Origin of the sequence: Flavobacterium psychrolimnae (genome assembly GCF_003312425.1) — a bacterium.
GTDB classification, from domain to species: Bacteria; Bacteroidota; Bacteroidia; order Flavobacteriales; family Flavobacteriaceae; genus Flavobacterium; species Flavobacterium psychrolimnae.
Map to the genome: position 1 here is coordinate 58,279 of NZ_QNUX01000012.1, position 26,032 is coordinate 84,310.

General features: G+C 34.8%; 33 protein-coding genes. 6 read left to right on the forward strand and 27 right to left on the reverse strand.

Annotated elements, in window-relative coordinates; translation table 11 throughout:
* Positions 1-5: 5 nt before the first annotated feature.
* From rplR to rpsL, 21 genes are all read right to left on the reverse strand, one after another.
* Positions 6-356: a 50S ribosomal protein L18 gene (rplR, locus tag DR980_RS12645; protein WP_113636694.1), complete on the reverse strand. Its 351-nt coding sequence runs from the start codon at positions 354-356 to the stop codon at positions 6-8.
* Between the two features lie 11 nt (positions 357-367).
* Positions 368-910, reverse strand: a complete 543-nt coding sequence (rplF, locus tag DR980_RS12650) for a 50S ribosomal protein L6 (protein WP_113636696.1) — start codon at positions 908-910, stop codon at positions 368-370.
* Positions 911-927: 17 nt separating this feature from the next.
* Complete coding sequence (rpsH, locus tag DR980_RS12655) at positions 928-1,326, reverse strand: 30S ribosomal protein S8 (RefSeq protein WP_113636698.1); 399 nt, start codon at positions 1,324-1,326, stop codon at positions 928-930.
* Between the two features lie 123 nt (positions 1,327-1,449).
* Positions 1,450-1,719, reverse strand: a complete 270-nt coding sequence (gene rpsN / locus DR980_RS12660) for a 30S ribosomal protein S14 (protein ID WP_007136553.1) — start codon at positions 1,717-1,719, stop codon at positions 1,450-1,452.
* A 3-nt stretch (positions 1,720-1,722) separates the two neighbouring features.
* Entirely contained in the window at positions 1,723-2,274 is a 552-nt protein-coding gene (gene rplE, locus DR980_RS12665; RefSeq protein WP_113636699.1) for a 50S ribosomal protein L5, read from the reverse strand.
* A gap of 2 nt (positions 2,275-2,276) precedes the next feature.
* Positions 2,277-2,591 carry a 50S ribosomal protein L24 gene (gene rplX, locus DR980_RS12670; RefSeq protein ID WP_035668111.1) on the reverse strand — a complete coding sequence of 105 codons (315 nt, stop codon included), beginning with the start codon at positions 2,589-2,591 and terminating at the stop codon, positions 2,277-2,279.
* A gap of 11 nt (positions 2,592-2,602) precedes the next feature.
* Complete coding sequence (gene rplN / locus DR980_RS12675) at positions 2,603-2,971, reverse strand: 50S ribosomal protein L14 (RefSeq protein WP_026717863.1); 369 nt, start codon at positions 2,969-2,971, stop codon at positions 2,603-2,605.
* A 2-nt stretch (positions 2,972-2,973) separates the two neighbouring features.
* Positions 2,974-3,234, reverse strand: coding sequence for a 30S ribosomal protein S17 (rpsQ, locus tag DR980_RS12680; protein WP_091173701.1), 261 nt, complete (start codon positions 3,232-3,234; stop codon positions 2,974-2,976).
* Positions 3,235-3,251: 17 nt separating this feature from the next.
* A complete protein-coding gene (gene rpmC, locus DR980_RS12685) occupies positions 3,252-3,437 on the reverse strand; it encodes a 50S ribosomal protein L29 (protein WP_091203666.1) in 186 nt (61 codons plus the stop codon).
* 13 nt (positions 3,438-3,450) lie between these two features.
* Entirely contained in the window at positions 3,451-3,876 is a 426-nt protein-coding gene (gene rplP / locus DR980_RS12690) for a 50S ribosomal protein L16 (protein ID WP_007803637.1), read from the reverse strand.
* Positions 3,877-3,895: 19 nt separating this feature from the next.
* The gene (gene rpsC / locus DR980_RS12695) at positions 3,896-4,654 is read right to left on the reverse strand and encodes a 30S ribosomal protein S3 (protein WP_066081035.1); all 759 of its coding nucleotides are present in this window, start codon (positions 4,652-4,654) and stop codon (positions 3,896-3,898) included.
* Between the two features lie 5 nt (positions 4,655-4,659).
* Entirely contained in the window at positions 4,660-5,073 is a 414-nt protein-coding gene (gene rplV / locus DR980_RS12700) for a 50S ribosomal protein L22 (protein ID WP_113636701.1), read from the reverse strand.
* A gap of 6 nt (positions 5,074-5,079) precedes the next feature.
* Entirely contained in the window at positions 5,080-5,358 is a 279-nt protein-coding gene (gene rpsS, locus DR980_RS12705; protein WP_007136562.1) for a 30S ribosomal protein S19, read from the reverse strand.
* A gap of 6 nt (positions 5,359-5,364) precedes the next feature.
* Positions 5,365-6,189 carry a 50S ribosomal protein L2 gene (gene rplB / locus DR980_RS12710; RefSeq protein WP_035668122.1) on the reverse strand — a complete coding sequence of 275 codons (825 nt, stop codon included), beginning with the start codon at positions 6,187-6,189 and terminating at the stop codon, positions 5,365-5,367.
* A 6-nt stretch (positions 6,190-6,195) separates the two neighbouring features.
* Positions 6,196-6,486, reverse strand: a complete 291-nt coding sequence (gene rplW / locus DR980_RS12715) for a 50S ribosomal protein L23 (protein WP_066081040.1) — start codon at positions 6,484-6,486, stop codon at positions 6,196-6,198.
* Between the two features lie 6 nt (positions 6,487-6,492).
* Positions 6,493-7,122, reverse strand: coding sequence for a 50S ribosomal protein L4 (rplD, locus tag DR980_RS12720; RefSeq protein ID WP_091173690.1), 630 nt, complete (start codon positions 7,120-7,122; stop codon positions 6,493-6,495).
* Positions 7,122-7,739, reverse strand: coding sequence for a 50S ribosomal protein L3 (gene rplC, locus DR980_RS12725; protein ID WP_113636703.1), 618 nt, complete (start codon positions 7,737-7,739; stop codon positions 7,122-7,124). Before rplC ends, rplD begins: the two co-directional genes overlap by 1 nt.
* A gap of 156 nt (positions 7,740-7,895) precedes the next feature.
* Complete coding sequence (gene rpsJ, locus DR980_RS12730) at positions 7,896-8,201, reverse strand: 30S ribosomal protein S10 (RefSeq protein WP_011963470.1); 306 nt, start codon at positions 8,199-8,201, stop codon at positions 7,896-7,898.
* An 11-nt stretch (positions 8,202-8,212) separates the two neighbouring features.
* On the reverse strand, positions 8,213-10,369 hold the full coding sequence (gene fusA, locus DR980_RS12735) for an elongation factor G (protein ID WP_113636705.1): 2,157 nt from the start codon (positions 10,367-10,369) through the stop codon (positions 8,213-8,215).
* A gap of 10 nt (positions 10,370-10,379) precedes the next feature.
* A complete protein-coding gene (rpsG, locus tag DR980_RS12740) occupies positions 10,380-10,856 on the reverse strand; it encodes a 30S ribosomal protein S7 (RefSeq protein WP_035668130.1) in 477 nt (158 codons plus the stop codon).
* Positions 10,857-10,930: 74 nt separating this feature from the next.
* A complete protein-coding gene (gene rpsL, locus DR980_RS12745) occupies positions 10,931-11,314 on the reverse strand; it encodes a 30S ribosomal protein S12 (protein ID WP_007136570.1) in 384 nt (127 codons plus the stop codon).
* 180 nt (positions 11,315-11,494) lie between these two features.
* Between rpsL and DR980_RS12750 the strand changes: the two genes are divergently transcribed.
* The 5 genes from DR980_RS12750 to rlmB all read left to right on the forward strand — a co-directional run bounded on the left by DR980_RS12750 (position 11,495) and on the right by rlmB (position 19,574).
* A complete protein-coding gene (locus DR980_RS12750) occupies positions 11,495-13,201 on the forward strand; it encodes a BamA/TamA family outer membrane protein (protein ID WP_244199302.1) in 1,707 nt (568 codons plus the stop codon).
* 84 nt (positions 13,202-13,285) lie between these two features.
* Positions 13,286-16,369: a SusC/RagA family TonB-linked outer membrane protein gene (locus tag DR980_RS12755; RefSeq protein WP_113636707.1), complete on the forward strand. Its 3,084-nt coding sequence runs from the start codon at positions 13,286-13,288 to the stop codon at positions 16,367-16,369.
* An 11-nt stretch (positions 16,370-16,380) separates the two neighbouring features.
* The gene (locus DR980_RS12760; RefSeq protein WP_113636710.1) at positions 16,381-17,883 is read left to right on the forward strand and encodes a SusD/RagB family nutrient-binding outer membrane lipoprotein; all 1,503 of its coding nucleotides are present in this window, start codon (positions 16,381-16,383) and stop codon (positions 17,881-17,883) included.
* Positions 17,884-17,894: 11 nt separating this feature from the next.
* The gene (locus DR980_RS12765; protein WP_113636713.1) at positions 17,895-18,713 is read left to right on the forward strand and encodes a DUF1735 domain-containing protein; all 819 of its coding nucleotides are present in this window, start codon (positions 17,895-17,897) and stop codon (positions 18,711-18,713) included.
* 126 nt (positions 18,714-18,839) lie between these two features.
* Positions 18,840-19,574: a 23S rRNA (guanosine(2251)-2'-O)-methyltransferase RlmB gene (gene rlmB / locus DR980_RS12770; protein ID WP_035668140.1), complete on the forward strand. Its 735-nt coding sequence runs from the start codon at positions 18,840-18,842 to the stop codon at positions 19,572-19,574.
* Positions 19,575-19,660: 86 nt separating this feature from the next.
* On the opposite strand, the gene DR980_RS12775 is transcribed toward rlmB, so the two are convergent.
* Entirely contained in the window at positions 19,661-20,425 is a 765-nt protein-coding gene (locus DR980_RS12775; protein WP_113636715.1) for a rhomboid family intramembrane serine protease, read from the reverse strand.
* Between the two features lie 239 nt (positions 20,426-20,664).
* Here DR980_RS12775 and DR980_RS12780 point away from each other — a divergent pair, with 239 nt between their 5' ends.
* Positions 20,665-21,942 (forward strand): replication-associated recombination protein A, encoded by a 1,278-nt coding sequence (locus DR980_RS12780; RefSeq protein ID WP_113636718.1) that lies wholly within the window; start codon positions 20,665-20,667, stop codon positions 21,940-21,942.
* A gap of 70 nt (positions 21,943-22,012) precedes the next feature.
* Here DR980_RS12780 and DR980_RS12785 read toward each other — a convergent pair whose 3' ends face one another.
* Genes DR980_RS12785 through DR980_RS12805 form a run of 5 tightly spaced genes read right to left on the reverse strand, consistent with a single transcriptional unit; the run spans position 22,013 to position 25,990 of the window.
* On the reverse strand, positions 22,013-22,759 hold the full coding sequence (locus DR980_RS12785; protein ID WP_113636720.1) for a hypothetical protein: 747 nt from the start codon (positions 22,757-22,759) through the stop codon (positions 22,013-22,015).
* A 2-nt stretch (positions 22,760-22,761) separates the two neighbouring features.
* Positions 22,762-23,451 (reverse strand): YjjG family noncanonical pyrimidine nucleotidase, encoded by a 690-nt coding sequence (locus tag DR980_RS12790; RefSeq protein WP_113636723.1) that lies wholly within the window; start codon positions 23,449-23,451, stop codon positions 22,762-22,764.
* A gap of 9 nt (positions 23,452-23,460) precedes the next feature.
* The gene (radC, locus tag DR980_RS12795; RefSeq protein ID WP_113636725.1) at positions 23,461-24,156 is read right to left on the reverse strand and encodes a RadC family protein; all 696 of its coding nucleotides are present in this window, start codon (positions 24,154-24,156) and stop codon (positions 23,461-23,463) included.
* 12 nt (positions 24,157-24,168) lie between these two features.
* Positions 24,169-24,627 (reverse strand): GNAT family N-acetyltransferase, encoded by a 459-nt coding sequence (locus tag DR980_RS12800; protein ID WP_113636727.1) that lies wholly within the window; start codon positions 24,625-24,627, stop codon positions 24,169-24,171.
* 7 nt (positions 24,628-24,634) lie between these two features.
* Positions 24,635-25,990 (reverse strand): UDP-N-acetylmuramate--L-alanine ligase, encoded by a 1,356-nt coding sequence (locus DR980_RS12805; protein ID WP_113636729.1) that lies wholly within the window; start codon positions 25,988-25,990, stop codon positions 24,635-24,637.
* Between the last annotated feature and the right edge of the window lie 42 nt (positions 25,991-26,032).

Genomic DNA, 26,032 nt, shown 5'->3' on the forward strand with positions numbered 1-26,032 from the left:
CTATATTAGAATTTAAGTCCAGCCGCTCTTGCGCCTTCTGCTAATGATTTAATACGCCCGTGATATAAATAACCTCCTCTATCGAAAGTTACTACGTCTATCCCAGCTTTTAAAGCTTTTTCAGCAACTAGTTTTCCAACTGCTGTAGCAACTTCAATGTTCGTACCGTTACCTATTTCTTTTTCTCTTGAAGAAGCCGCCAATATAGTAACTCCGTTTACGTCATCAATAAGTTGAGCGTAAATTTCTTTGTTACTTCTAAATACAGATAGTCTTGGATTAGTAGCAGTACCACTAATTGTTTTTCTAATTCTGAATCTAATTCGTTGTCTTCTTTCAGGTTTTGTTAATGACATAATCTTATTTTTTAAGCTGATTTACCTGCTTTTCTTCTTAATACTTCACCTACAAATTTAACACCTTTTCCTTTGTACGGCTCAGGCTTACGGAAACCTCTGATTTTCGCAGCAACCTGTCCTAAAAGTTGTTTGTCAAATGATGTTAATTTTACGATAGGGTTCTTACCTTTTTCAGATATAGTTTCTAAAGTTACTTCTGGAGCAATTTCTAAAACTATATTGTGAGAGAAACCTAGAGCTAAATCTAATTTTTGCCCTTGATTTGAAGCTCTATAACCAACTCCAACCAATTCTAATGACTTAGTAAAACCTTCAGTTACACCAATAATCATGTTATTGATTAAAGATCTGTACAAACCATGTTTTGCTCTTTGGTCTTTGTGATCAGACGATCTGTCTACTTGAACTTGACCATCTTCAACTGTAACAGTAACGTCCGAAAACTCCTGAGTTAGTTGACCATTTTTTCCTTTAACTGTAATAACACCATTTGCAACTTCAACAGTTACACCAGCAGGGATTACAACCGGATTTTTACCTATTCTTGACATCTTATATAGTCTTTAAATTAGTATACGTAACAAATAACTTCACCACCTACGTTCAATTGCTTCGCTTTTTTACCAGTCATCAACCCTTTTGAGGTAGAAACGATAGCGATGCCTAATCCGTTAAGGATTCTAGGAATGGTTGCAGAACTTGAATATTTACGTAAACCTGGTTTACTAATTCTTTGGATATCTTTAATTACTGACTCTTTAGTATCTTTATCATACTTTAAAGCGATTTTGATCGAACCCTGAACAGCGTTGTCTTCAAATTTGTAACTCAAGATATAACCTTGATCAAATAAGATCTTAGTTATTTCTTTTTTTAGATTAGACGCAGGAATTTCAACAACCTTGTGGTTTGCAGCCACAGCGTTACGAACTCTTGTCAAATAATCTGCAATAGGATCTGTATACATATGTATTAATTTGCGGTCTTGGTTTTCAACAAACGATTTGCCGAACCTTAAACCAATTTATAAATATTTATGATACAGACAAAACGAAAGTTAAGTCTGTATCAGAACGTAATAAATTACGTCTTACCAAGATGCTTTTTTAACACCAGGTATCAATCCATTATTTGCCATTTCACGAAATGTAACACGTGAAAGACCGAATTGACGCATATACCCTCTTGGTCGACCTGTTAATTTACAACGATTGTGTAAACGAACTGGTGAAGCATTTTTTGGTAACTTTTGCAAACCTACGAAATCTCCAGCTTCTAACAAAGCTTTTCTTTTCTCAGCATACTTAGCTACTGTTTTTTCTCTCTTAACCTCGCGGGCTTTCATTGATTCTTTAGCCATGTCTTAATTCTTTTTAAAAGGTAATCCTAATTCTGTCAATAGAGACTTTGCTTCTTTATCAGTTTTTGCAGTAGTTACAAAAGTGATATCCATACCTGAAATTTTGTTTACTTTATCAATATCAATTTCAGGGAAAATGATTTGTTCCAAAACTCCAAGGTTATAATTTCCTCTTCCGTCAAAACCAGTAGCTTTAATACCACTGAAATCTCTTACACGTGGCAAAGCTGAAGTAATAAGTCTATCTAAAAACTCATACATTCTTTCTCCACGCAAAGTAACTTTTGCTCCAATAGGCATCCCTTTTCTCAATTTGAATGACGCAACGTCTTTCTTTGAAATAGTAGATACTGCTTTCTGTCCAGTGATCTTTGTTAACTCATCAACTGCATAGTCAATTAGTTTTTTATCAGATACAGCTGCACCAACTCCTTTACTTAAAACGATTTTTTCCAATTTTGGAACTTGCATTACGTTTACGTATCCGAATTCCTCTTTAAGAGCAGCAATTACTCTGCTCTTATATTCTTCTTTTAGTCTAGGTATATACGCCATTACTATAGTACTTGATTAGATTTTTTTGAAAATCTTACTTTCTTATCTCCTTCTACTCTAATACCCACTCTAGTTGTTTCCTTAGTTTTAGGATCAATTAAAGAAATATTAGATATTTGTATAGAAGCTTCTTTCTTTACGATACCACCTTGAGGGCTTTTTGCACTAGGTTTCGTGTGTTTCGAAACCATGTTTACACCTTCAACAATCGCTTTGTTCTTCTCACGGTAAACACGTAAAACTTTACCTTCAGCACCTTTATGGTCTCCAGCAATTACTCTTACAATGTCGCCTGATTTTATTTTTAGCTTTATCATCTTAAAACGAATTAAAGCACTTCTGGTGCTAATGATACAATTTTCATGAATTGTTTTTCACGAAGTTCTCTTGCTACCGGACCAAAAACACGAGTTCCTCTCATTTCACCAGCAGCATTCAATAACACACATGCGTTGTCATCAAATCTAATGTATGAACCATCGGCTCTTCTTACTTCTTTTTTGGTACGTACAACAACTGCAGTTGAAACAGCTCCTTTTTTAACGCTTCCGTTAGGAGCAGTATCTTTGATAGAAACTACAATCTTGTCACCAACAGAGGCATACCTTCTTTTGGTACCTCCTAAAACACGGATAGTTAAAACTTCCTTTGCTCCAGTGTTATCTGCTACTTTTAGTCTTGATTCTTGTTGTACCATAATTATTTAGCTCTTTCTAAGATTTCAACTAACCTCCAACATTTTGTTTTACTTAAAGGACGCGTTTCGCTAATCCTTACAGTATCTCCAACGTTACAGTCGTTCATTTCGTCGTGTGCGTGATACTTTTTAGTCTTCAACACGAACTTACCGTATAATGGGTGTTTTACTTTACGCACTTCAGCAACAACAATAGATTTATCCATTTTGTCAGAAGTAACAACACCAACTCTTTCTTTTCTTAAATTTCTTTTTTCTTCCATCTTTCAGCAGACTACAGTTATTGTCTTTTAGTAAGTTCGGTAGCCAATCTTGCAACTGTTCTTCTCACACTTCTAATTTGAAGTGGATTCTCAATTGGTGAAATAGCGTGAGCCATTTTTAGATCAGCATATGTTTTCTTAGTCTGGCTAAGCTTTTCTTGCAACTCCGCTGCAGAAAGATCTTTTATTTCTGATTGTTTCATAATATAATATAAATTATGCTTCGAAATCTCTAGCAACGACGAATTTAGTTTTTACTGGAAGCTTTTGTGCTGCAAGACGTAACGCCTCTTTTGCAACTGACAAAGGTACTCCTCCAACCTCAAACATAATTCTTCCGGGTTTAACAACGGCAGCCCAATACTCAACTGCACCTTTACCTTTACCCATACGTACCTCAAGAGGTTTCTTAGTAATTGGTTTGTCTGGAAATATTTTGATCCATAATTGTCCTTCTCTTTTCATAAAACGAGTTGCAGCAATACGCGCAGCTTCGATTTGACGAGAGGTTAAGAACATTCCATCTTCATGTACAGATTTAATACCAAACATTCCATTAGAAAGTTCATGTCCTCTTTGAGAATTTCCTTTCATTTTACCTTTTTGTACCTTACGGTATTTTGTTCTTTTAGGCTGTAACATTTTTCTTTAGTTTAAAAATTTACTTTCGTTTACGAGCGTCTGGTTTTCCACCTTTGTTAAAAGGTTTTCTGTCTCCTCTTGGAGAATCACCACCTTTACCACCAGCACCAGATTGTTTTTTGTCCATTCCGGCAAGTGGAGAAAGATCTCTCTTTCCGTAAACTTCACCTTTCATGATCCATACTTTGATTCCCATTCTACCATAAGTAGTATGAGCTTCTGCCAAAGCATAATCAATATCAGCTCTGAAAGTTGATAGAGGAATTCTACCTTCTTTAAAACCTTCCGAACGAGCCATCTCAGCACCATTCAAACGACCAGAAATCAAAACTTTGATACCTTCTGCGTTCATACGCATAGAAGCAGCAATAGCCATTTTGATTGCACGTCTGTAAGAAATTCTACTTTCGATTTGACGACAGATGCTGGTAGCAACTAGATACGCGTCAAGCTCAGGTCTTTTGATTTCAAAGATGTTGATTTGAACCTCTTTGTCAGTAATTTTCTTAAGTTCCTCTTTCAACTTGTCTACCTCTTGACCACCTTTTCCGATAATAATACCAGGTCTAGCAGTAGTGATAGTAACGGTTACAAGTTTCAAAGTTCTCTCGATGATTACTTTTGATACACTAGCTTTTGATAAACGAGCATGGATATACTTTCTGATTTTATAATCTTCGGCAAGTTTATCACCGTAATCATTTCCACCATACCAGTTTGAGTCCCATCCTCTGATGATACCAAGTCTATTTCCAATTGGATTTGTCTTTTGTCCCATGCTGCTTAAGAATTGCTTTGTGTGTTATTGATAGCTCCAAGCACGATTGTTACGTGGTTAGAACGTTTTCTAATTCTGTGTGCTCTTCCTTGTGGCGCTGGACGAAGTCTTTTCAACATCATTCCACCGTCAACACGGATTTCCTTAACAAATAAGCCAGCTTCTTCCATATTAGCGTCAGGGTTTTTAGCTTGCCAGTTAGCAATTACTGATAAAACCAATTTCTCTAATTTTCTTGAAGCTTCTTTAGAACTAAATCTTAAAATGTTAAGTGCTCTTTCTACCTTCTGACCTCTTACTAGATCTGCTACTAAGCGCATTTTTCTAGGTGAAGTAGGGCAGTTATTTAACTTTGCGAAGGCCAAAGACTTATTAGCCTCTTTTCTTGCATCTGCTGTTTCTCTTTTACGAACTCCCATTGCTTCTTATTTTTTACCTTTATTTTTTGCTCCAGCATGACCTCTAAAAGATCTCGTTGGTGAAAATTCTCCTAATTTGTGACCTACCATGTTTTCTGTTACGTAAACTGGTACAAATTGACGACCGTTATGAACTGCGATAGTTTGCCCAACAAAATCTGGAGTAATCATAGAAGCTCTAGACCAAGTCTTTACTACTCCTTTGTTTCCACCTGCAATGTTTTCTTGAACTTTCTTGTCTAACTTATAATGAACAAAAGGTCCTTTTTTTAATGAACGTGCCATATCTTATTATTTCTTTCTACGTTCTACGATATACTTGTTACTCGGGTTTTTCTTAGAACGAGTTCTATAACCTTTAGCTGGTATTCCATTTCTTGAACGTGGATGTCCACCAGAAGAACGTCCTTCACCACCACCCATTGGGTGATCGACAGGGTTCATTGCAACAGGTCTTGTTCTAGGTCTTCTTCCTAACCATCTTGTTCTACCTGCTTTACCAGATACAACTAATTGGTGGTCTGAATTAGAAACCGCTCCAATTGTAGCCGAACAAGTCAACAAGATTAATCTTGTTTCACCAGAAGGCATTTTAATTGTAGCATATTTTCCATCTCTTGCCATTAATTGAGCAAATGTTCCAGCAGAACGAGCAATTACAGCCCCTTGTCCTGGTCTCAATTCGATACAAGAAATTACAGTTCCAAGTGGAACTCTACTTAAAGGTAAAGTATTACCAATTTCAGGCTGAGATTCTGGACCAGAAACTAATTTCTGACCAACTTTCAATCCATTTTGAGCAATAACATAAGTTTTCTCTCCATCAGCATAAGCTAATAAAGCGATAAATGCAGTACGATTTGGATCATATTCAATTGATTTAACCGTAGCAGGAATTCCTTCTTTTGTACGTTTAAAATCAATGATACGATATCTCTGCTTGTGACCACCACCCGTATAACGCATGGTCATCTTTCCTTGACTATTTCTACCACCAGAGTTTTTTATCGGCGCTATCAAAGAGCGTTCCGGCTTATCAGTTGTAATGGCGTCATAACCATTCACAACTCTAAATCGCTGACCTGGGGTAATAGGTTTTAATTTTCTTACTGACATTTTATCTTAGATATTGTTGTAAAAATCAATTGTTTCTCCTTCTTGTACTTGAACAATTGCTTTTTTAATTGCATTAGTCTTTCCACTGATTAAACCACTTTTAGTGTATTTTGTAGTTCTATCCGGTCTTACGTTCATCGTGTTAACACTCAAAATAGTTACTCCATAAGCAGCTTCAATAGCTTTCTTAATTTGTACTTTGTTTGCTTTTTTGTCAACAACGAATCCGAAGCGGTTTAAAACTTCACTTTCTTTGGTTACTTTTTCCGTTACTATAGGCTTAATTATGATGCTCATATCCTATTATTTACTTAAATTTTCTTCAATTATCTCCAAAGAACTCTCTAAAAGCACTAAATTATTAGCGTTTAATATAGCATAAGTGCTTAATTCTAAGCTACTTACTACGCTAGAGCCTTTTAAATTGCGTGACGACAAATATACATTTTTATTTACATCACCCAACACAAACAGGGATTTTTTATTCTCTAACTCTAAAGCTTTCAAAACGTTGATGAAATTTTTAGTGTTTGGCGTTTCAAAATTAAAGTCTTCAAGAACGATAATGTTCGACTCTTTTGCTTTAATTGAGAAAGCAGATTTTCTAGCCAAACGTTTCAAGCTTTTATTCAATTTGAATGAATAACTTCTTGGTCTTGGTCCGAAAACTGTTCCACCACCTTTAAACAATGGATTCTTTGCACTACCCGCACGAGCAGTACCAGTTCCTTTTTGTTTTTTAATCTTACGTGTACTTCCCGCTACTTCAGCTCTTTCTTTAGCTTTGTGCGTCCCTTGTCTTTGATTAGCAAGATATTGCTTAACATCAAGGTATACTGCGTGATTGTTTGGTTCTATACCAAATACTGAATCAGAAAGTTGAACTTTTCTTCCAGTATCTTTTCCGTTGAAATCTAATACTTTTGCTTCCATTACTTCTGAATGATTACATAAGAGTTGTTATGACCAGGAACACATCCTTTAATAACAAGTAGGTTCTTATCAGCCACTACTTTTAAAACTCTAAGGTTTTGAACTTTTACATTGTCTCCTCCCATACGTCCAGCCATACGCATTCCTTTGAATACTCTAGATGGATAAGAAGAAGCTCCCACAGAACCTGGCGCTCTTAAACGGTTGTGTTGACCGTGAGTTGCTTGACCAACACCACCAAAACCGTGACGTTTTACAACCCCTTGAAAACCTTTACCTTTAGACACACCTTGTACATCTACAAATTCTCCTTCAGAAAAAATAGAAACATCAATAAGATCTCCTAATTTTTGCTCTGTTGCGAAATCTTGGAATTCAACGACTTTTTTCTTAGCTACAGTTCCCGCTTTTTCAAAGTGACCTAAAGCCGCTTTTGTGGAATGTTTCTCGTTTTTGTCATCGAAACCAAGTTGCAACGCTTCGTACCCGTCAACACCTTTGGTTCTGACTTGGGTAACAACACATGGTCCAGCTTCGATTACTGTACAAGGAATGTTCTTCCCGTTCTCGTCGAAAATGCTAGTCATGCCGATTTTTCTACCAATTAACCCAGACATAAATATTAATTATTAATTATTAAATATAAATATAGAACGCAGCTTTTAACCGAATCCTATTTTTTTAAGTGGGTGCAAATGTATAATTTATTTACACACAAACCAAAAAAATATTTTTCGCTTAAAAACAGCGTCATTTTCTTACTAGTAAGCTACTTAAACTTTGATCTCTACTTCAACACCGCTAGGCAATTCAAGTTTCATCAAGGCATCAATAGTTTTTGATGAAGATGAATAAATGTCAATCAATCTCTTGTATGACATTACTTCAAATTGCTCTCTCGCTTTTTTGTTAACGTGTGGAGAACGTAGTACTGTAAAAAGTTTTTTGTGCGTTGGCAATGGAATTGGTCCTGTAACAACTGCACCGGTACTTTTTACCGTTTTTACAATCTTCTCAGCAGACTTGTCTACCAACATGTGATCGTAAGATTTTAATTTTATTCTGATTTTTTGACTCATTTTCTTAAAGATTATGCGTTTCCTTTTGCTTTTTTGATAACTGCTTCTGAAATATTAGAAGGCGTTTCAGAGTAGTGTGAAAATTCCATAGTAGATGTTGCTCTACCTGAAGAAAGTGTTCTTAACGTAGTAACATATCCAAACATTTCAGATAATGGCACATCTGCCTTAATAGTTTTAGCACCAGCTCTATCACCCATATCATTCACCTGACCTCTACGACGGTTGATATCACCTACGATATCTCCCATGTTTTCTTCTGGTGTAATCACTTCCATTTTCATGATTGGCTCTAATATAACAGCACCAGCTGCTTTAGCTACCTCTCTATAACCCATTCTTGCTGCAAGCTCAAAAGAAAGTGCATCTGAATCCACCGGGTGGAAAGATCCGTCTAATAAAGTTACTTTCAAACTATCTACTTGGTATCCCGCTAAAGGACCTGTTTTCATAGCTTCTCTAAAACCTTTTTCAACTGATGGAATATATTCTTTAGGAACGTTACCACCTTTAACTGCATTTACAAACTGCAATCCAACTGGAGCTTTACCGTCAACTTCATCTGCTGGCTCAAGAATAAATACGATATCACCGAATTTACCACGACCCCCAGATTGTTTCTTGTAGGTTTCTCTATGTTGTGCTTTCTTAGTAAAAGCTTCTTTGTATTCAACTTGAGGCTCACCTTGATTTACTTCAACTTTGAACTCACGTCTCATTCTATCCACTAAGATATCTAAGTGAAGCTCACCCATACCTGAGATAATAGTTTGACCCGAAGCCTCATCTGTTCTAACTGTAAAAGTAGGATCTTCTTCAGCTAATTTAGCCAAAGCCATACCCATTTTATCTACGTCAGCTTTAGTTTTAGGCTCAATTGCAATACCAATTACCGGTGCAGGGAATTTCATACTTTCTAAGATAATTGGGTTCTTTTCATCACACAATGTATCTCCAGTTTTAATATCTTTAAATCCAACTGCCGCTCCAATATCACCTGCTTCGATATACTCGATTGGGTTTTGTTTGTTAGCATGCATTTGATAGATACGAGAAATTCTTTCTTTGTTTCCTGAACGTGTGTTCAAAACATAAGAACCTGCATCTAAACGTCCTGAATAAGCACGGAAGAAAGCTAAACGACCTACGAATGGGTCAGTAGCAATTTTAAAAGCTAAAGCAGCGAATGGCTCTTTAACATCTGGCTTACGCAAAATTTTAGTTTGATCTTCTTCTAATAAATCAGCATCATCAGGATGAATTCCTTCAATACCATCTTTATCCATTGGAGAAGGCAAGTATTTACATACTGCATCTAACATGAATTGAACTCCTTTGTTTTTGAAAGAAGAACCAGCAATCATAGGAATGATAGCCATATCCATTACAGCTGCTCTTAATGCAATGTTGATTTCCTCTTCTGTAATAGAATCCGGATCTTCCATATACTTATCAAGCAAGTTTTCATCATAATCAGCAACTGCTTCAATAAGAATATCTCTATACTCTTTTACTTCATCAACCATATCAGCAGGAATATCAACAACTTCATAAGTTGCCCCCATTCCAGCATCATCCCAAACAATAGCTTGATTTTTAACTAAATCAACAACACCTTTGAAATCATTTTCTTCACCAATTGGCAAAGTGATTGCAACTGCGTTTGATTTTAACATATCTCTTACTTGCTGACAAACCATCAAAAAGTTAGATCCTTGTCTATCCATTTTATTAACGAATCCAATACGTGGAACTCTGTACTGATCAGCTAATCTCCAGTTAGTTTCTGACTGAGGCTCAACACCATCAACAGCACTAAATAAGAAAACCAAACCATCAAGAACACGTAATGAACGGTTTACTTCAACTGTAAAGTCAACGTGTCCCGGAGTATCGATAATATTGAAGTGATAAGGCAATGTTTCAGGCAAAACTTTACCTTGTGTAGTTGGAAAATTCCATTCACAAGTTGTAGCTGCAGAAGTAATTGTAATACCTCTTTCTTGCTCTTGTGCCATCCAGTCCATTGTTGCAGCACCATCGTGTACTTCACCAATTTTATGTGATTTCCCTGTATAGAATAATATACGCTCCGTTGTTGTTGTTTTACCAGCATCAATGTGAGCAGCAATTCCTATGTTTCTTGTATATTTTAAATCTCTAGCCATTTCTTATGAATTAAAATCTAAAGTGAGAGAAAGCTTTATTAGCTTCTGCCATTTTGTGAGTATCCATTCTTTTCTTAACGGCAGCACCTTCTTCTTTAGCCGCAGCTAAACATTCTGAAGCTAACCTTTGAGCCATAGATTTTTCGTTTCTTCTTCTAGAATAAAGAATTAACCATTTCATCGCCATAGAAATTTTTCTATCTGGACGAATTTGCATTGGAATTTGAAATGTAGCTCCACCTACTCTACGACTACGCACTTCTACGTGAGGCATAACATTGGTTAACGCATCTTTCCAAATTTCTAATGATGGTTTCTCAGCATCTTGTTTTTTAGACTCAATGATGTCAATAGCATCATAAAATACTTTAAACGCTGTCGATTTTTTTCCATCCCACATTAAGTTGTTCACAAAACGTGTTACCAGTTGGTCATTAAACCTAGGATCTGGTAAAAGTGGTCTTTTCTTTGCCGCTCTTTTTCTCATGTCTTTTTTTTAATAAAATGTCATACCTATAAAGCTGTAATGAATTACATCTCTATAAGAAATAACTTTTTAAATTACTTTTTTGCTTCTTTTGGGCGTTTTGCTCCGTACTTAGATCTTCTTTGCGTTCTTCCTGCTACTCCTGACGTATCAAGCGCACCACGAACGATGTGATATCTAACTCCTGGTAAATCTTTTACCCTTCCACCCCTAACTAATACTATCGAGTGCTCTTGTAAATTGTGTCCTTCACCAGGGATGTAAGCATTCACTTCATTACCATTTGTCAAACGTACACGCGCTACTTTACGCATTGCAGAGTTTGGTTTTTTTGGTGTTGTAGTGTAAACACGCGTACAAACCCCTCTTCTTTGAGGACAAGAATCTAAAGCAACCGATTTACTCTTCTTAGTTATCTGAGTTCTTCCTGTTCTTACTAATTGTTGAATTGTTGGCATAATTAATACTAAAAATTTCTTATTATATTAAATTCCCGCTTTTTACGGGGTTGCAAATGTAGAAAATATTTTTTACTCTACAAACGTTAATCTATTAATTTTCAATAAGATTATTTTATCATTTAATTTTTATTACAAACCACAGATATTTGCATTACATTTATTTAAATAAATATTCCTTTGAAAATAGCTTTTCTTTTTCTTTTATTTTTGATTTTTGGACAGAATTCTTCTGCTCAAAATTTATACTTACAAATAACTGGAAGCTCTACATCCGAAACAAAGATAATCGACTCGATATCTTACATTAGAAAACACAAAAACACAAAATCGGTTCAGGACGAAATAAGTGACATATCTAGTAAACTTTCAAAAATAGGATACATTGACAACAACCTTTCTGACTTCAGCAAAGCAAACGACTCGAGTTACGTCACAAAATTAAACTTAGGCAAAAAATTAAAATTTATACATATATATATAGGTAACGATGAATTATTAAATAACACAATCACCTTAACTAAAAAAAACAACAGCATTGAATTACCCTATTCTGATACAGATTCATTCCTAAAAGAAACTATACAAAAATTAGAACAAAAAGGATACGCTTTAGCCACTCTTAAACTAACAAACATCAGAAGAGACAAAAACAATTTATATACAGACTTAAAATTAGAATCAAGTAAAAAAAGAAAACTCAATTCTATTACAATCCAATATTCAGATAATACGCAATCCAATAAATTTCCTAAGGGACATTTGACACAAGTAAATAAGAAATACCAAAATAGCATTTTTAACCAAAAAGCTGTAGAAGAAATTTATAGCGAATTCAATAAATTTGGATTTGTAAACCAAATAAAACACCCTGAAATTCTATTCACAAACGACACAACAAAAGTCTTCGTATATCTAGAAAAAAAGAATTCAAATTCATTTGATGGTTTCTTAGGTTTCTCAAACGATGTAAACAGCAAATTAACCCTCAATGGATATTTAGATGTCAAGCTAGAAAATATTTTAGCTGTCGGCGAACAACTTTCAATATTTTGGAAAAGTGATGGTAACGACCAGAAAACTTTTAATGCCCAGATTGAGATCCCCTATTTATTAAAAACCCCAATAGGATTGAAGGCACAAATTCAATTATTTAGACAAGATACAACTTTTCAAAACACAAAAACCGCCATTGACTTGAGCTACTTTGCAACTTATAATACAAGGTTCTATTTAGGATATCAATCTACAGAATCAAGTGACATACAAAACTCAAACAATTCCTCAATTACAGATTTTAACAGTTCTTACATTACATCTAGTTTTGAATACACAAAATTAGATAGCGACAACATTACTTTTCCAATAAAATCAAAATTTTTCACATCCGTAGGAATTGGAAAAAGAGATAGCAACATAGTGTTTGAAAATTCAGAAAATAAGCAATTTTTCGCAAACATTCAAGCTATGCATAACATATACCTGAATAAAAAGAATTCAATAAATTTAAACAGCCAAAATTACTATCTAAGAAGCAATAATTATATTATTAACGAATTGTTACGTTTTGGAGGATTCAAAAGCGTGAGAGGTTTTACTGAAAACAGCTTACAAGCCTATTTTACAACATCTATTCTTACAGAATACCGATATGCTCTTTCCTCAAATCTTTACATCCATTCCATTCTTGATTATTGCTTTTATAAAGACAAAACTGGTTTAGAAATAAGTGATAAAACACAAACCTTAATAGGAGCAGGCCTTGGAATAGGATTGCAAACAAAAAATGGACTACTAAAACTAGCGGCAGCAAATGGCACCGCTCAAAACCAACAATTCAAAATTTCTAACTCAATTATTCACATTAGCTTTAATGTTAAATTTTAAATTTAGTGAGAAAAAACGTTTTTTATATTAGGAATGTTAACAAATTATTATGAAGTTTGCGAAACTAATTCAAAATATTAAAAAATGAAACTAAAGTTTAATGGATTCTTAGTACTACTACTAGTACTTGTGGCGCAAATTACATTTGCGCAAGAAAGAGCTGTTTCAGGTGTTGTTTCTGATAATGCAGGAATGCCTTTACCAGGTGTGAGTGTATTAGTGAAAGGAACACAAACTGGAACACAAACTGATTTTGATGGAAAATTTTCTATCAGAGCAACACCTAGCCAAGTCTTGGTATTTAGCTACATTGGAATGAAAACCAAGGAGATAACAGCTAACACATCTACTTTAAACATTAAATTAGCAGATGATGCTATGGAACTTGAAGGTGTAATTGTTACCGCTATGGGTATCAAAAGAAAACCTAAAGAACTATCTTATGCTGTAGAAAACATCAAAAGTGAAGACTTGACTAAAACCAGAGCTGTAAACGTTGCGACTGCATTGTCTGGAAAAGTATCCGGTTTACAAGTAAATGTTGTAAATAACGGAGTAAACCCTAGCACTAGAGTAGTTCTTAGAGGTAACAGATCTTTACTTGGAAACAACGAAGCATTGATCGTAATTGACGGGTTCCCATCTGCAAGAGGTGTACTTGATAGAATAAATCCAAATGATATTGACAACGTTACAATTCTTAAAGGAGCGAATGCATCAGCACTTTATGGTGCAGAGGCAGCAAACGGAGTTATGATTATAACTACTAAAAAAGGAAGTGGAAAACTATCTATCAACTATAGTAGTTCGCTGCAGATGGAACAAGTAGCTTACTTACCAAAAGTTCAAAGCGAGTTCGGAGTAGGTGGTTTCCCTGATGGAACGCTATATCCTTTAGAGAACGTTAACTGGGGTCCTCGTTTTGATGGTAGACTTGTTGACGCAAGTGAAACATTGGATGACGGTTCAGTTTGGCAAGTTCCATTCACACCTGTGAAAAACAACATCAAAAACTTTTTTAACACAGGTATATCAACAAGACACGGTCTTACATTCAAAGGTGGTGACGAGAATAGTGACTTTCTATTTTCAATTGATCAAACGAATACTACTGGAACAGTCCCAAATGACACTTACAATAGAACTAACGTAAGATTAAAAGGTAGCAGAAAATACAATAAATTGACAGTTGGTGGAAACGTGAGTTTCTTTAGAGCACACTCCAACCAAGTGAGTGAAACAGCAGGAAGACAAGGAAGACCCGTATATTGGAACGTACTAAACACTCCTCTACACATTCCATTGGATCAAATGAAAAACTGGAGAACAGGACAATTTACAAGAAATGAAGTATCATTCTACAGATTCTACGAAAATCCATATTTCATCATTGACACTCAAAGAGAGAAAAACGATTATACTGAATTCAATGTACTTTCAAACATTGATTACAAATTTACAGATTACTTAACTTTATCTTTAAACACAGGTTACACATCATTCTCTGAAGATTTCAAAAGACAATTTGGAGCATTTACCTATGCATTTGAGTTAGCTAACACTTACTCATCAATGGATCCTTACGGAGCTAGTACAGCTTCAAGAATTGGAATAGGACAACGTTTAAATAATGATATCCTTTTAAAGTTTGATAAAAATTTAAACGATGATTTTAATTTAAAGGTAACTGCAGGTGCTAATACACGTTTGACTTCATCTTCAAGTGTAAACGTAAGTGGAAATAACCTAATTATTCCAGATTTTTACAATGTGGGAACTAGAACAGGTGAACTTCTTGGAGGAGAAGAGAAATTTTTATTCAGAAGACAAGGTGTTTATTCCGAATTAACATTAGGATTTAAAGATTATCTATTCCTTACAGCTACAGCAAGAAACGACTGGTCGTCATCTCTTCCAACTCAAAACAGATCTTTCTTTTATCCTGGAGGAGGAATTTCATTCCTTGTGTCTGAAGCATTCCCTGGTATCAAAAGCGATAATGGAATTGATAATTTAAAGGCAACTTTAAACGTTACAAAAAGTGGTAACGATGCTCAAGCATACGCAACTAAAGCTATTTTTGCAACACCAACAGGATTCCCTTACGGAGCAACTACAGGTTTATCTCAAGGATCAAGAGACCCTGATGCGAATTTAAGTCCTGAGTTTACTTTATCTAAAGAATTGGGTATTGAATTGGGAATGTTCAAAAACAGATTGATTTTTAATGGTAATATATACCAAACAAATACTACTGATCAAATTGTACCTATTAACACATCTTTAGCCTCAGGTGCATCAAGTATCCTAACTAATATTGGAGAAATTGAAAACAAAGGTTTAGAATTGGATTTAAAAGGAACAATAATTAAAACAGACGACTTCGGATGGAAATTAGGAGTAAACTATTCTGGAATTAAATCTAAAGTAGTTTCATTATTTGACGGAGTTGACGAGGTAAGTATTGGTGGTTTTGCAGATGCAGAAGTCGTAGCAAAAGTTGGAGAATCATATCCATTAATCAAAACTAGCTCTTATTTAAGAGATGATCAAGGAAGAGTTATTGTTGGAGACAACGGAAACCCAATAAAAGATTCTCAGAATAGAACACAAGGTCAAACAGCACCTAAATACATCTTAGGTTTAAATACTACTTTGACTTACAAAAACTGGACTTTATATGCTGTTGCTGATTACAGAACAGGACATGTATTTTACAACAATTTAAATGATGCTCTTGAATTCACAGGATTAACTCAACATAGCGCATCGGCAGGAAGACAACCATTTGTTTTCCCTAACTCCTCTTACTCAGATGGAAATGGCGGATTTATAGCAAACGAAAACCGTTTAACTGCTGGCGGAGGAAATGCTTTCTGGGATGAATACAACACAGTAAAAGAAAATTATGTAGCTGATGCAACCACTCTAAAACTGAGAGAAGTATCTTTAAATTATGATTTTTCATCTGATTTCATCAAAAAAGCTGGAATAGATGCCTTAAGCATTGGTTTCTTTGGTAGAAATCTTCTAACTTACAGACCTAAAGAAAACACAACAACAGATCCTGAATTTAACTTCACTACAGGAAACGCAGTAGGAGTTGGTACACAAGCTCAAACTCCACCAACAAGACAATTTGGGGTAAACCTAAACTTAACATTTTAATTCCTAAAATTATGAACATAGTAAAAATCATAAAATCATGTACGCTGCTTACATTGGCAGCCATGATGACTGTAAGTTGCAGTGATTATTTAGATGTAGACACCAATCCAAATAACCCTGATAGTTCAACACCTGGTTTAACATTACCAGTGGCGCAAAGAGACCTTGCTGCATTGAACGCAACTCAAATGACATACCTAGGACAGTATTTAGCTTATAACTGGGCAACACCATCCAACTGGTCAGCAAATCAGGAATTTGCTAGATATACTGTGAACTCAGGATTCTACTCAGGTATTTTTGAAACATCCTACGGAACTATCTTTAGAGATTTAACGTATGTGCAAAACTATACTGACGCATCAGGAGCTGTAGATTATAGCGCTTATAAGTCAATTGCTACTACATTAAAAGGTTTTCAATACCAATATCTTGTTGATCTTTACGGAAATGTACCTTACACAGAAGCCAACTTAAGAGCAGGTAACATCACACCTAAGTACGATGATGCTCAAACAGTTTACAAAGCAGTAATTGATGAATTGACAACAGCTGCAACAGCTGCATTAAATTTGCCAACCAATGCTGAAAATCCGCATGAAAAAGACATCATCAATGGTGGTGACATGACAAAGTGGGCGCAATTTGCAAACACGGTAAAATTAAGGATGCTTGTTCGTTTAAGCAACACAAACCAAGATGCTTATATCCGTGCCCAAATTGCATTAATTGATGCCAACGGAGCGGGATACATCACAAGCGACATCGCTGCAAACCCTGGTTATGTTGATGATACCAACAAACAAAGCCCATTTTTTGGTTATTTCGTAAGACCATCGACTGGTTTAGAAACAGATAGAGGAGATTATACAGTAGCATCTGACTACACAGTTGGATACTTAACTACTACAAACGACCCTAGATTATCTAGACTTTATGCTGGAGCTACAACAGGCGGTGCTTTTAAAGGAGCTCCACAATCTACAACCTTACCAGGTACTGGATTCACATCTAGAGATCTTGCTAAAGTAGGACCAGGATTATTGATTAGTTCAACACAAAATCAAGCAATAATGACTTTACCAGAAAGTTTGCTATTACAAGCTGAGGCAATAGCAAGAGGCTACATTGCTGGTGGCGATGCTGCTGCAAAAGCTAAGTACGAACAAGCAGTTCGTGCTTCATTCACAAGATTAGCTGTTCCTAACGCTGCAACTGCTGCTACAACCTATTTAGCACAAGACATCCCCAACGTTTCTTGGGATTCTTCTCCTAACAAAGTACAAGCAATTATTACTCAAAAATGGGTAGCATTGAATGGTACATCTTCAATTGAACTATGGATTGAAAAAACTAGAACTGGTTTTCCTGCAAACCTACCACAACCAGTTGAAGGTGGTGGAAAAAGACCAGTTAGGTTACTTTATCCGAGTTCAGAAATATCAAGAAATTCTCTTAATGTACCTGCACAAACATCAGAATCTGCTTTTAATGACAATCCATTCTGGAAATAAAAAAATTAATTATGAAAAAGTACTTATTAAATAAATCAATAGCAATATTTCTACTTGCAGTAACTTTTACTTCATGTGATGCTATTTTAGACCAAGAAGAAATAGACTTTGGCCAAGGTCCTGTATTAGCACAGTTTGAAAATTCTAGCATAACTGCTAACTTTATCAAAGATGGCTCAACTGTTTCTTACGATGTACCTATAACAATTATAGGTGGAAGAAATGAACCTTTAGATGTACCTGTTGAGGTAACAATAAGTGCAGATGCAAGCTCAACAGCAACTGCTGGTGTAGAATATAGTTTAGATAATACTAAATTTACAATTCCTGCAGGAGAGTTATCTGTAAATGCTGTAATTAAAGTTAACACGTCTAATCTAGACCCATTTGATGCAAAAACTTTAGTTTTAAAAATTGATTCTTCCTCACAAGGAGTTTCAGAAACTAATACTACCAGCGTAACGTTACAAGCAGTTTGTTCTTTAGACTTAAATAACTTCCTTGGCAGTTACACTTCTACTACAGCTGGTGTGTCTAAAAACTCATTAGTAACTTTAGGTTCTAAACCGAATTCTTTACTAATCACAACAGGTTCAGAAAAGATTTTAGTTGAATTAAACACCGATGTAACTAACCCTACAATTACTTATGTTGAAGAAGGTGCTGTTTTAAGTGTGCACGCCTCTTATGGGGATATTTGGGCTACCACTATAAGCCCTGCCCTATCAACTTACAACTCATGCGATTTTTCTATGAAATTAGAATATAAGCGTTGTGTCAGTATTGGATGTTTTGCCGGTTCACGTATAACCACAATGACAAAAAACTAATCTTACATTTATTACAATAAAACATCCCTTTACACTAGTTTAAAGGGATGTTTTTCTTTTAAATACTTTCTACAGACTGCTAAATAATTAAAAAAAATATTCTAAAACATTTTATATATTTGCACCATGGAAAAAGAACATCAAATTTTTGGAATTAGAGCAATAATTGAAGCTATACAAGCGGGTGCAACTGTAGACAAAGTCTATATTCAAAAGGAAGCAAGCAGCGAACTGATGAAAGACTTAATGAAAGTAATGAAGCGCGGAAATATCAACTTTTCCTATGTTCCTGTTGAAAAGCTAAATAGATTGACTCCTAATAATCATCAAGGTGCAGTAGCTACTATCTCTCCTATTTCCTTTTTTGACTTAGAATCTTTGATAGAATCGGTAATTGAAAATGGCAAAAAACCATTGTTTTTAATATTAGATCAAATATCTGATGCACGTAATTTTGGTGCTATCATCAGAACTGCGGAGTGTACAGGTGTAAACGGAATCATTGTACAAAAAGCAGGATCAGCTCCTGTTAATGGCGACACTGTAAAAACTTCGGCTGGAGCAGTTTTCAATATTCCAATTTGTAAAGTAGAACACATCAAGGACGCCATTTTTCTTTTACAAGCAAGCGGAATTAAAACAGTAGCTGCAACCGAAAAAACTGATCAAAATATTTATGACATCTCATTAAACGAACCTGTAGCAATAATTATGGGATCGGAAGATAGAGGTGTAAACCCATCAGTTCTTAAGATTGTTGATGAGAAAGCAAAACTTCCAATGTTTGGAACTATTGGTTCATTGAACGTATCTGTGGCTTGTGGTGCTTTTTTATATGAAGCGGTAAGACAACGATCTTAGATTATTAGAATTCTTAAATTTTTAAAATATTAAAAAATCAAAACTCTTTAATGAAAAATGAATCAAGACTCAGGTTTTGATTCATTTTATTTATTTGCACAAAGCTCATAAATAACCGGATAACTAGAAGTATAGTATGATAATAATACCTGCTGTTCTTCCAGTTCTTCAATTTCTGGTAGGTTTACAAAATTTCCATTAACATCAAAACGTTGCATAAATTTATCTTCTGAAGGATCAAAATCTGGACGCTCCCAATCATATTTTATAACTTTTTTATACTCTGGAGTTTTATAATATAAAGAAAAAAAGAATCCAGTAAGCAACCCTCCCAAATGTCCTTCCCATGAAATTGAGTTCTCCCCTACACTACTAGGTGTGGGAAATATATACCAAACTAGACCTCCGTAAACGACAACTACTGCCAGTGACAATGCTACTAACCGAATATACTTCGTTTGGATACCTTTAAAAAAAATAAAACTAAAAAGTATATATATTAACCCACTTGCTCCAATATGGTAATTCTCCCTTCCAATAATCCAAGTGATACAACCAGACACGATAATTCCGTAAACTATAATCTGAAACGATTGTTTTGCATAAAAATATTGCAAAGCAGCCAAAAGCATTATCAAAGGAAACGAATTATTGTACAAATGCTTCATATCTGCATGAATAAACGGACTAAAAATAACGCCTTGCAATCCTGAAAATGACCTAGGATAAATACCGTTTTGAACAAAGTCAAAATCAAATCGGATTTCAAGCCAAAAAACAAACCAAAGGAATACCACAAAAAAAAGAGGTAATCCAATAACTGAATTGGTAAATTTAAAATGCTTTTCCATTAATTATTTAAAGTTTATATTCCCTGGTTATAATTCAAAAACTTATCCAAAAGCAATTTAATGCTATTTTGTCATATTTAAACTTCAACTACATTTTTAGTACGATTTCCTAGCCCAGAGGAAAAGGCATCCCACGCTTTTTTTAGCGTGAATACAGTGTACAGCTGGAAATAGCTCCAAAAAAATAAATTTGACAATAGCAAATGAGCTCAGATTAAAAAAAACAGTAATTTTACATAATGGAAGCACCACTTGCAGAACGTATACGGCCGCAAAAACTACAAGATTATATTAGTCAGACCCATTTGGTTGGACCTAATGGATCTTTGACACAACAAATTGCGAAAGGAATAATTCCTTCCTTAATTTTTTGGGGACCACCAGGTACTGGAAAAACCACATTGGCACAAATTATCGCACAAGAATCAAAACGGCCATTCTATATCTTGAGTGCTATTAATTCAGGTGTTAAAGATATTCGAGACGTTATTGAAAAAGCAAAGCAAAGTGGCGGTTTGTTTACTGCTAAAAATCCCATTTTATTCATTGACGAGATTCATCGTTTTAGCAAATCACAACAAGATTCGCTGTTGGCAGCAGTAGAAAAAGGATGGATTACACTGATAGGAGCCACCACAGAAAACCCAAGTTTTGAGGTTATTCCTGCATTACTTTCCCGTTGTCAAGTATATGTTTTAAATGCTTTTACAAAACAGGATTTAGAGTCTTTATTAGAACGGGCAATGAAAACAGATACTTATTTATCTACAAAAAATATTATTTTAAGTGAAACTGAGGCCTTATTAAGACTTTCCGGTGGAGATGGACGCAAACTATTAAATATTTTTGAACTTGTGGTAAATGCGTCTAATGAAGACGAAATTTTTATCACAAATGACCTGGTTTTTTCCTTAGTACAACAAAATACTGTTTTATATGACAAAACCGGCGAACAACATTATGACATTGTTTCTGCTTTTATAAAATCAATTCGGGGAAGTGATCCTAACGGAGCTGTATATTGGCTCGCCCGAATGATTGAAGGCGGTGAAGACGTAAAATTTATAGCTCGAAGAATGCTCATTCTAAGCAGTGAAGATATAGGAAATGCGAATCCAACTGCTTTCATTATGGCTAATAATACTTTTCAAGCTGTAGCGACAATTGGTTATCCAGAAAGTCGTATTATACTAAGTCAATGCGCTGTTTATCTTGCGACATCCCCAAAAAGCAATGCTTCATATTTAGCAATCGGAACGGCACAACAACTAGTAAAAAAAACCGGAGATTTAACGGTTCCTATCCATTTACGTAATGCACCTACAAAATTAATGAAAGAATTGGGTTATGGTGAAGAATACAAATATGCCCATGATTACACCAATAATTTTGCCGAACAGGAATTTTTACCTGAAGCCTTAAGCAAAACACCTATATATGTTCCCGGAAACAATTCCAGAGAAAACAGTATCCGAGAATTTCTTAAAAACCGCTGGAAAGACAAATACGGATATTAATTTCATAAAAAGGCCTTGAATAATCAAGGCTTTTTTATGAAATTATGTAATAAAACATCATTTATAGAGCTTAAAACTTAACCGCTACTTTTTCAGAAATTAATTTATCGTTTTGATAGTATTCAAAATACCATTGATTGTCTTTTAAAATTAATGATCCCTGAACAGTGTCTTTTATAGCTATAAAAGAATTCGTCTGAGAAGTCTTGAATAACTTCATAACTACTTTTGGCGTACTATCTATCAACTGAAATCCAGTAGGAGTAGCTTGCGCATAAAGCAAATTAGAATCTTTACTTTCAACATTTACCTTCGCTTCGGCAACAATAGCTTTTTCCAATACTACAGGAGCTGATTGCGTTTGCACAACAATAGGTTCCGTTTTTGCAACGGCTCCACTATACTTGTATTGCAAATCATAAACGGATTTAAACGCTTCATTAAGCGCCTCATTATAGGCAACTTGATAGTCTTTTTCTTTACTTGAACCAACAATGGATTGAAATATAATTTTACCATAACAATCCTTGAGCGTTAAAAACAATTTGGATATCAAAAAGCCATTTTCTTTTAACACATCAATATAAAGTAAACTACATCGGTTACTAAAATCATTTGGAATAGCCTCATTATTATAAAATGCTTCAAAACCAGCTTTCTTAAGATTGAACTTAGTTAATGTATTCAAACGATATTGATTTTCAGTTTTGAGAAAATCATATTTTAATGGAACAATAACGGCCTTATAATCGTTTACGGATTGAGCGTAAGAATAACTAACGAATAAGATTAGCAAAAACAGGAATGGTTTTTTCATTTTTATAAATATTTTTTAAGTTCTAATAAGTGATTAATTTGTTTGATATGATTTTCGACATGCATTTTACTTTCATTGAAATAAATTGCGTCTAATCCAGCATCAAGGGCTCCTTGTACATCAGCATCTAAACTGTCGCCAATCATGATACTATTTCCTTTTTTGGCTTTGGCCAAATCTAAAGCGTAATCAAAAATAATAGGGTTTGGTTTTTTTACTCCAGCCATTTCTGAATTAGTAATAGTCTGAAAATAAGAACCAATTTTTGAATTATTTAATTTTTTAAATTGTACATCTGCAAAACCATTGGTTATAATATGCAAATTATATTTAGGTTTCAGATAATCCAAAAGTTCAATTGTTCCATCAAAAAGATGATTATTCTCTGGCAAAAACTTGATATAATCATTCGCAATTGAATCAATTTCCTCATCAGAAATCGAGTAATTTATGGCATCAAAAGAATACTTGAGTCTATTGTAACGCAATTCTTCATGAGTAATTTTATCATATTGGTATAATTTCCAACATTCTTGATTTATTGGAACATATTTCTCAATAAAATCTTTAGTTATTACTGATGGATGATTTCTATTGAAAATAGTGTCAAAAGTAAGTTCTGAATTTTTGTCAAAATCCCAAAGTGTATGATCTAAATCAAAAAAAACGTCCTTTATATGTGTTTGTTTCATTTTATATTTTTAAAATATTCCTTCATCTGCAAAGCTGAAATAACTGGTTTCAGTTACAATGAGATGATCCAATACTTTTATTTCTAAACTGTCGCCTGCTAATTTCAATTTCCTCGTAATCTGTTTATCGGCATCGCTAGGAATCAAAGTTCCCGAAGGATGATTGTGACACAATATCAAAGCCGTAGCTCCCATCTCGAGCGCTGTTTTAAAAACAATTCGCACATCAACTAATGTTCCGGTGATTCCGCCCTTACTCAACTGAGATTTTGCAATCACTTTGTTCGAATTATTCATGTAAATAATCCAAAATTCCTCGTGTGGCAATTCTCCAATAATTGGCTGCATGATTTCGAAAATTATTTTACTCGAAGTTATTTTCTTCAACTCCACTGCATCTTCTCCTCTTCGGCGTCTTCCTAATTCTAAAGCGGCAATTATAGAAATTGCTTTCGCCTCTCCTATTCCTTTGAATTGCATTAGTTGAGACAACGATAATTTCCCCAATGCATTCAAATTATTATCAACACTAGCCAAAATCCGTTTGCTTAAATCCACAGCTGATTCACTCCTACTTCCTGAACCAATCAAAATGGCAATTAATTCCGCATCACTCAAAACACTTTTGCCTTTGAGCATTAGTTTTTCGCGTGGCTTATCGTCTTCCGACCAATTCGTTATAGGGAAAAAGGAATTTTCAGCCATTCATTTTGTTGTTTAAATTGGTTTTCGCATGCAAATACTATTTTCTAAACCTACATAAGGCTCGTAATTATCAACTATGTCATATCCTGTTTTCTGATATAAAGCAATCGCTTCTTTTTGTTTGTATAAAGTTTCCAAAACAGAAAACGAATATCCTAACTCATGTGCCCAACCTTCTAATTCACGTAAAATTGTTTGCGCCAAGCCCATTCCTCGAACTTCAGGTGAAACAAACATACGCTTTATTTCAATTGTATTTTTATCGTATTTTTTGAAACAACCACAACCAACGGCTTTGTCTTCTATATAAAGAATGACGACATTTGGATTTAATTCCAAAATATTATTCCCCCAATAATCAGATTTTAATTCCGGATAACGCTCCCATAAACTTTCATCTAATGCTTTGATCAAATTTTCAAAATCTGGGTTTTCACTGGTAGTTTTAACAATCCTTACTTTGTCTTTCATACCAATTTTACTTTACCAATTCCTTTACTTCATCAAAGTTTAATCCACCGTAATTACCGGAACTCATCAGCAACAAAGCCGAATTTTCAAGGTTTAGGTTAAACAAATAGTCCTTGAAATCTTTTGGATTCGTATAAATAATCAAATCTTTTCTATTAAAAGCATTTGCTATTTGGTCGTAAGTTACTTCTTCAAGCTGTTTAATTTTTACCGCATCTGGCGAATAAAAAACAACCGCTTTATCAGCATATTCCAATGCACCTTCGTATTCTTTCAGGAATTCAGCATTCAAACTGCTATAGGTATGCAATTCTAAACAAGCCACTAAAGTTCGATTAGGATATTGTTCTTTCACTGCTTTCGTAGTTGCAGCCACTTTGCTTGGTGAATGTGCAAAATCTTTATAGGCAACTTTCGTTTTGCTCTCGGCAATTTTTTCCAATCGTTTTGAAGCACCTTTAAAACTGGCAATGGCTTCATAAAAATCAGCTTCATCAACACCCATATTTTGGCAAATCCATTTGGCTCCAGCCAAATTATTAAGATTATGCGCTCCAAAGACTTCAATTGGCATGTCGCCTTCAGGAGTTTCTAGCAGTGTCACACCATCACTTACGGCATATTTTGGAGTATGATACGCTAATTTTCGGATTGGGTTTGTCGCGGCTTCTGAAACACGTTTTACTTCAGCATCATCTTCATTGTAAACGAGAATCCCGCCATTGGTAATTTTGCCAATAAAAATTTCAAACTGTTCTACGTAATTCTCATACGTTGGAAAAACATTAATATGATCCCAAGCAATTCCAGAAATTAAAGCAATATTCGGTTGGTATAAATGAAATTTAGGTCTGCGGTCAATTGGTGAAGACAAGTACTCATCTCCTTCCAAAACGATAAAATCATTTTCCTCCGTAAGATGAACCATCGTATCAAAACCTTCCAGTTGTGCGCCAACCATGTAATCTACAGCAATGTCATGATAGTGCATTACATGTAAAATCATTGAAGTTATCGTTGTTTTTCCATGAGAACCGCCAATAACAACACGTGTTTTATTTTTGGATTGTTCGTAAAGAAATTCCGGATACGAATATATTTTCAGTCCTAATTCCTGCGCTTTTAATAATTCAGGATTATCTGCTTTGGCGTGCATACCAAGAATAACAGCTTCGATGTCTTGAGTTATTTTTTCCGGAAACCAACCTAATTCTGGAGGTAAAATCCCCTTTTTATCTAACCTTGATCTTGATGGTTCAAAAATCGCATCGTCACTTCCAGTAACTTGAGACCCTTTGTTGTGTAGTGCTAAAGCCAGATTGTGCATAGCGCTTCCGCCTATAGCTATAAAATGTGTACGCATTCTAATTTTGGTTTATGGATTTTAGATTCAGGAGCAATTATA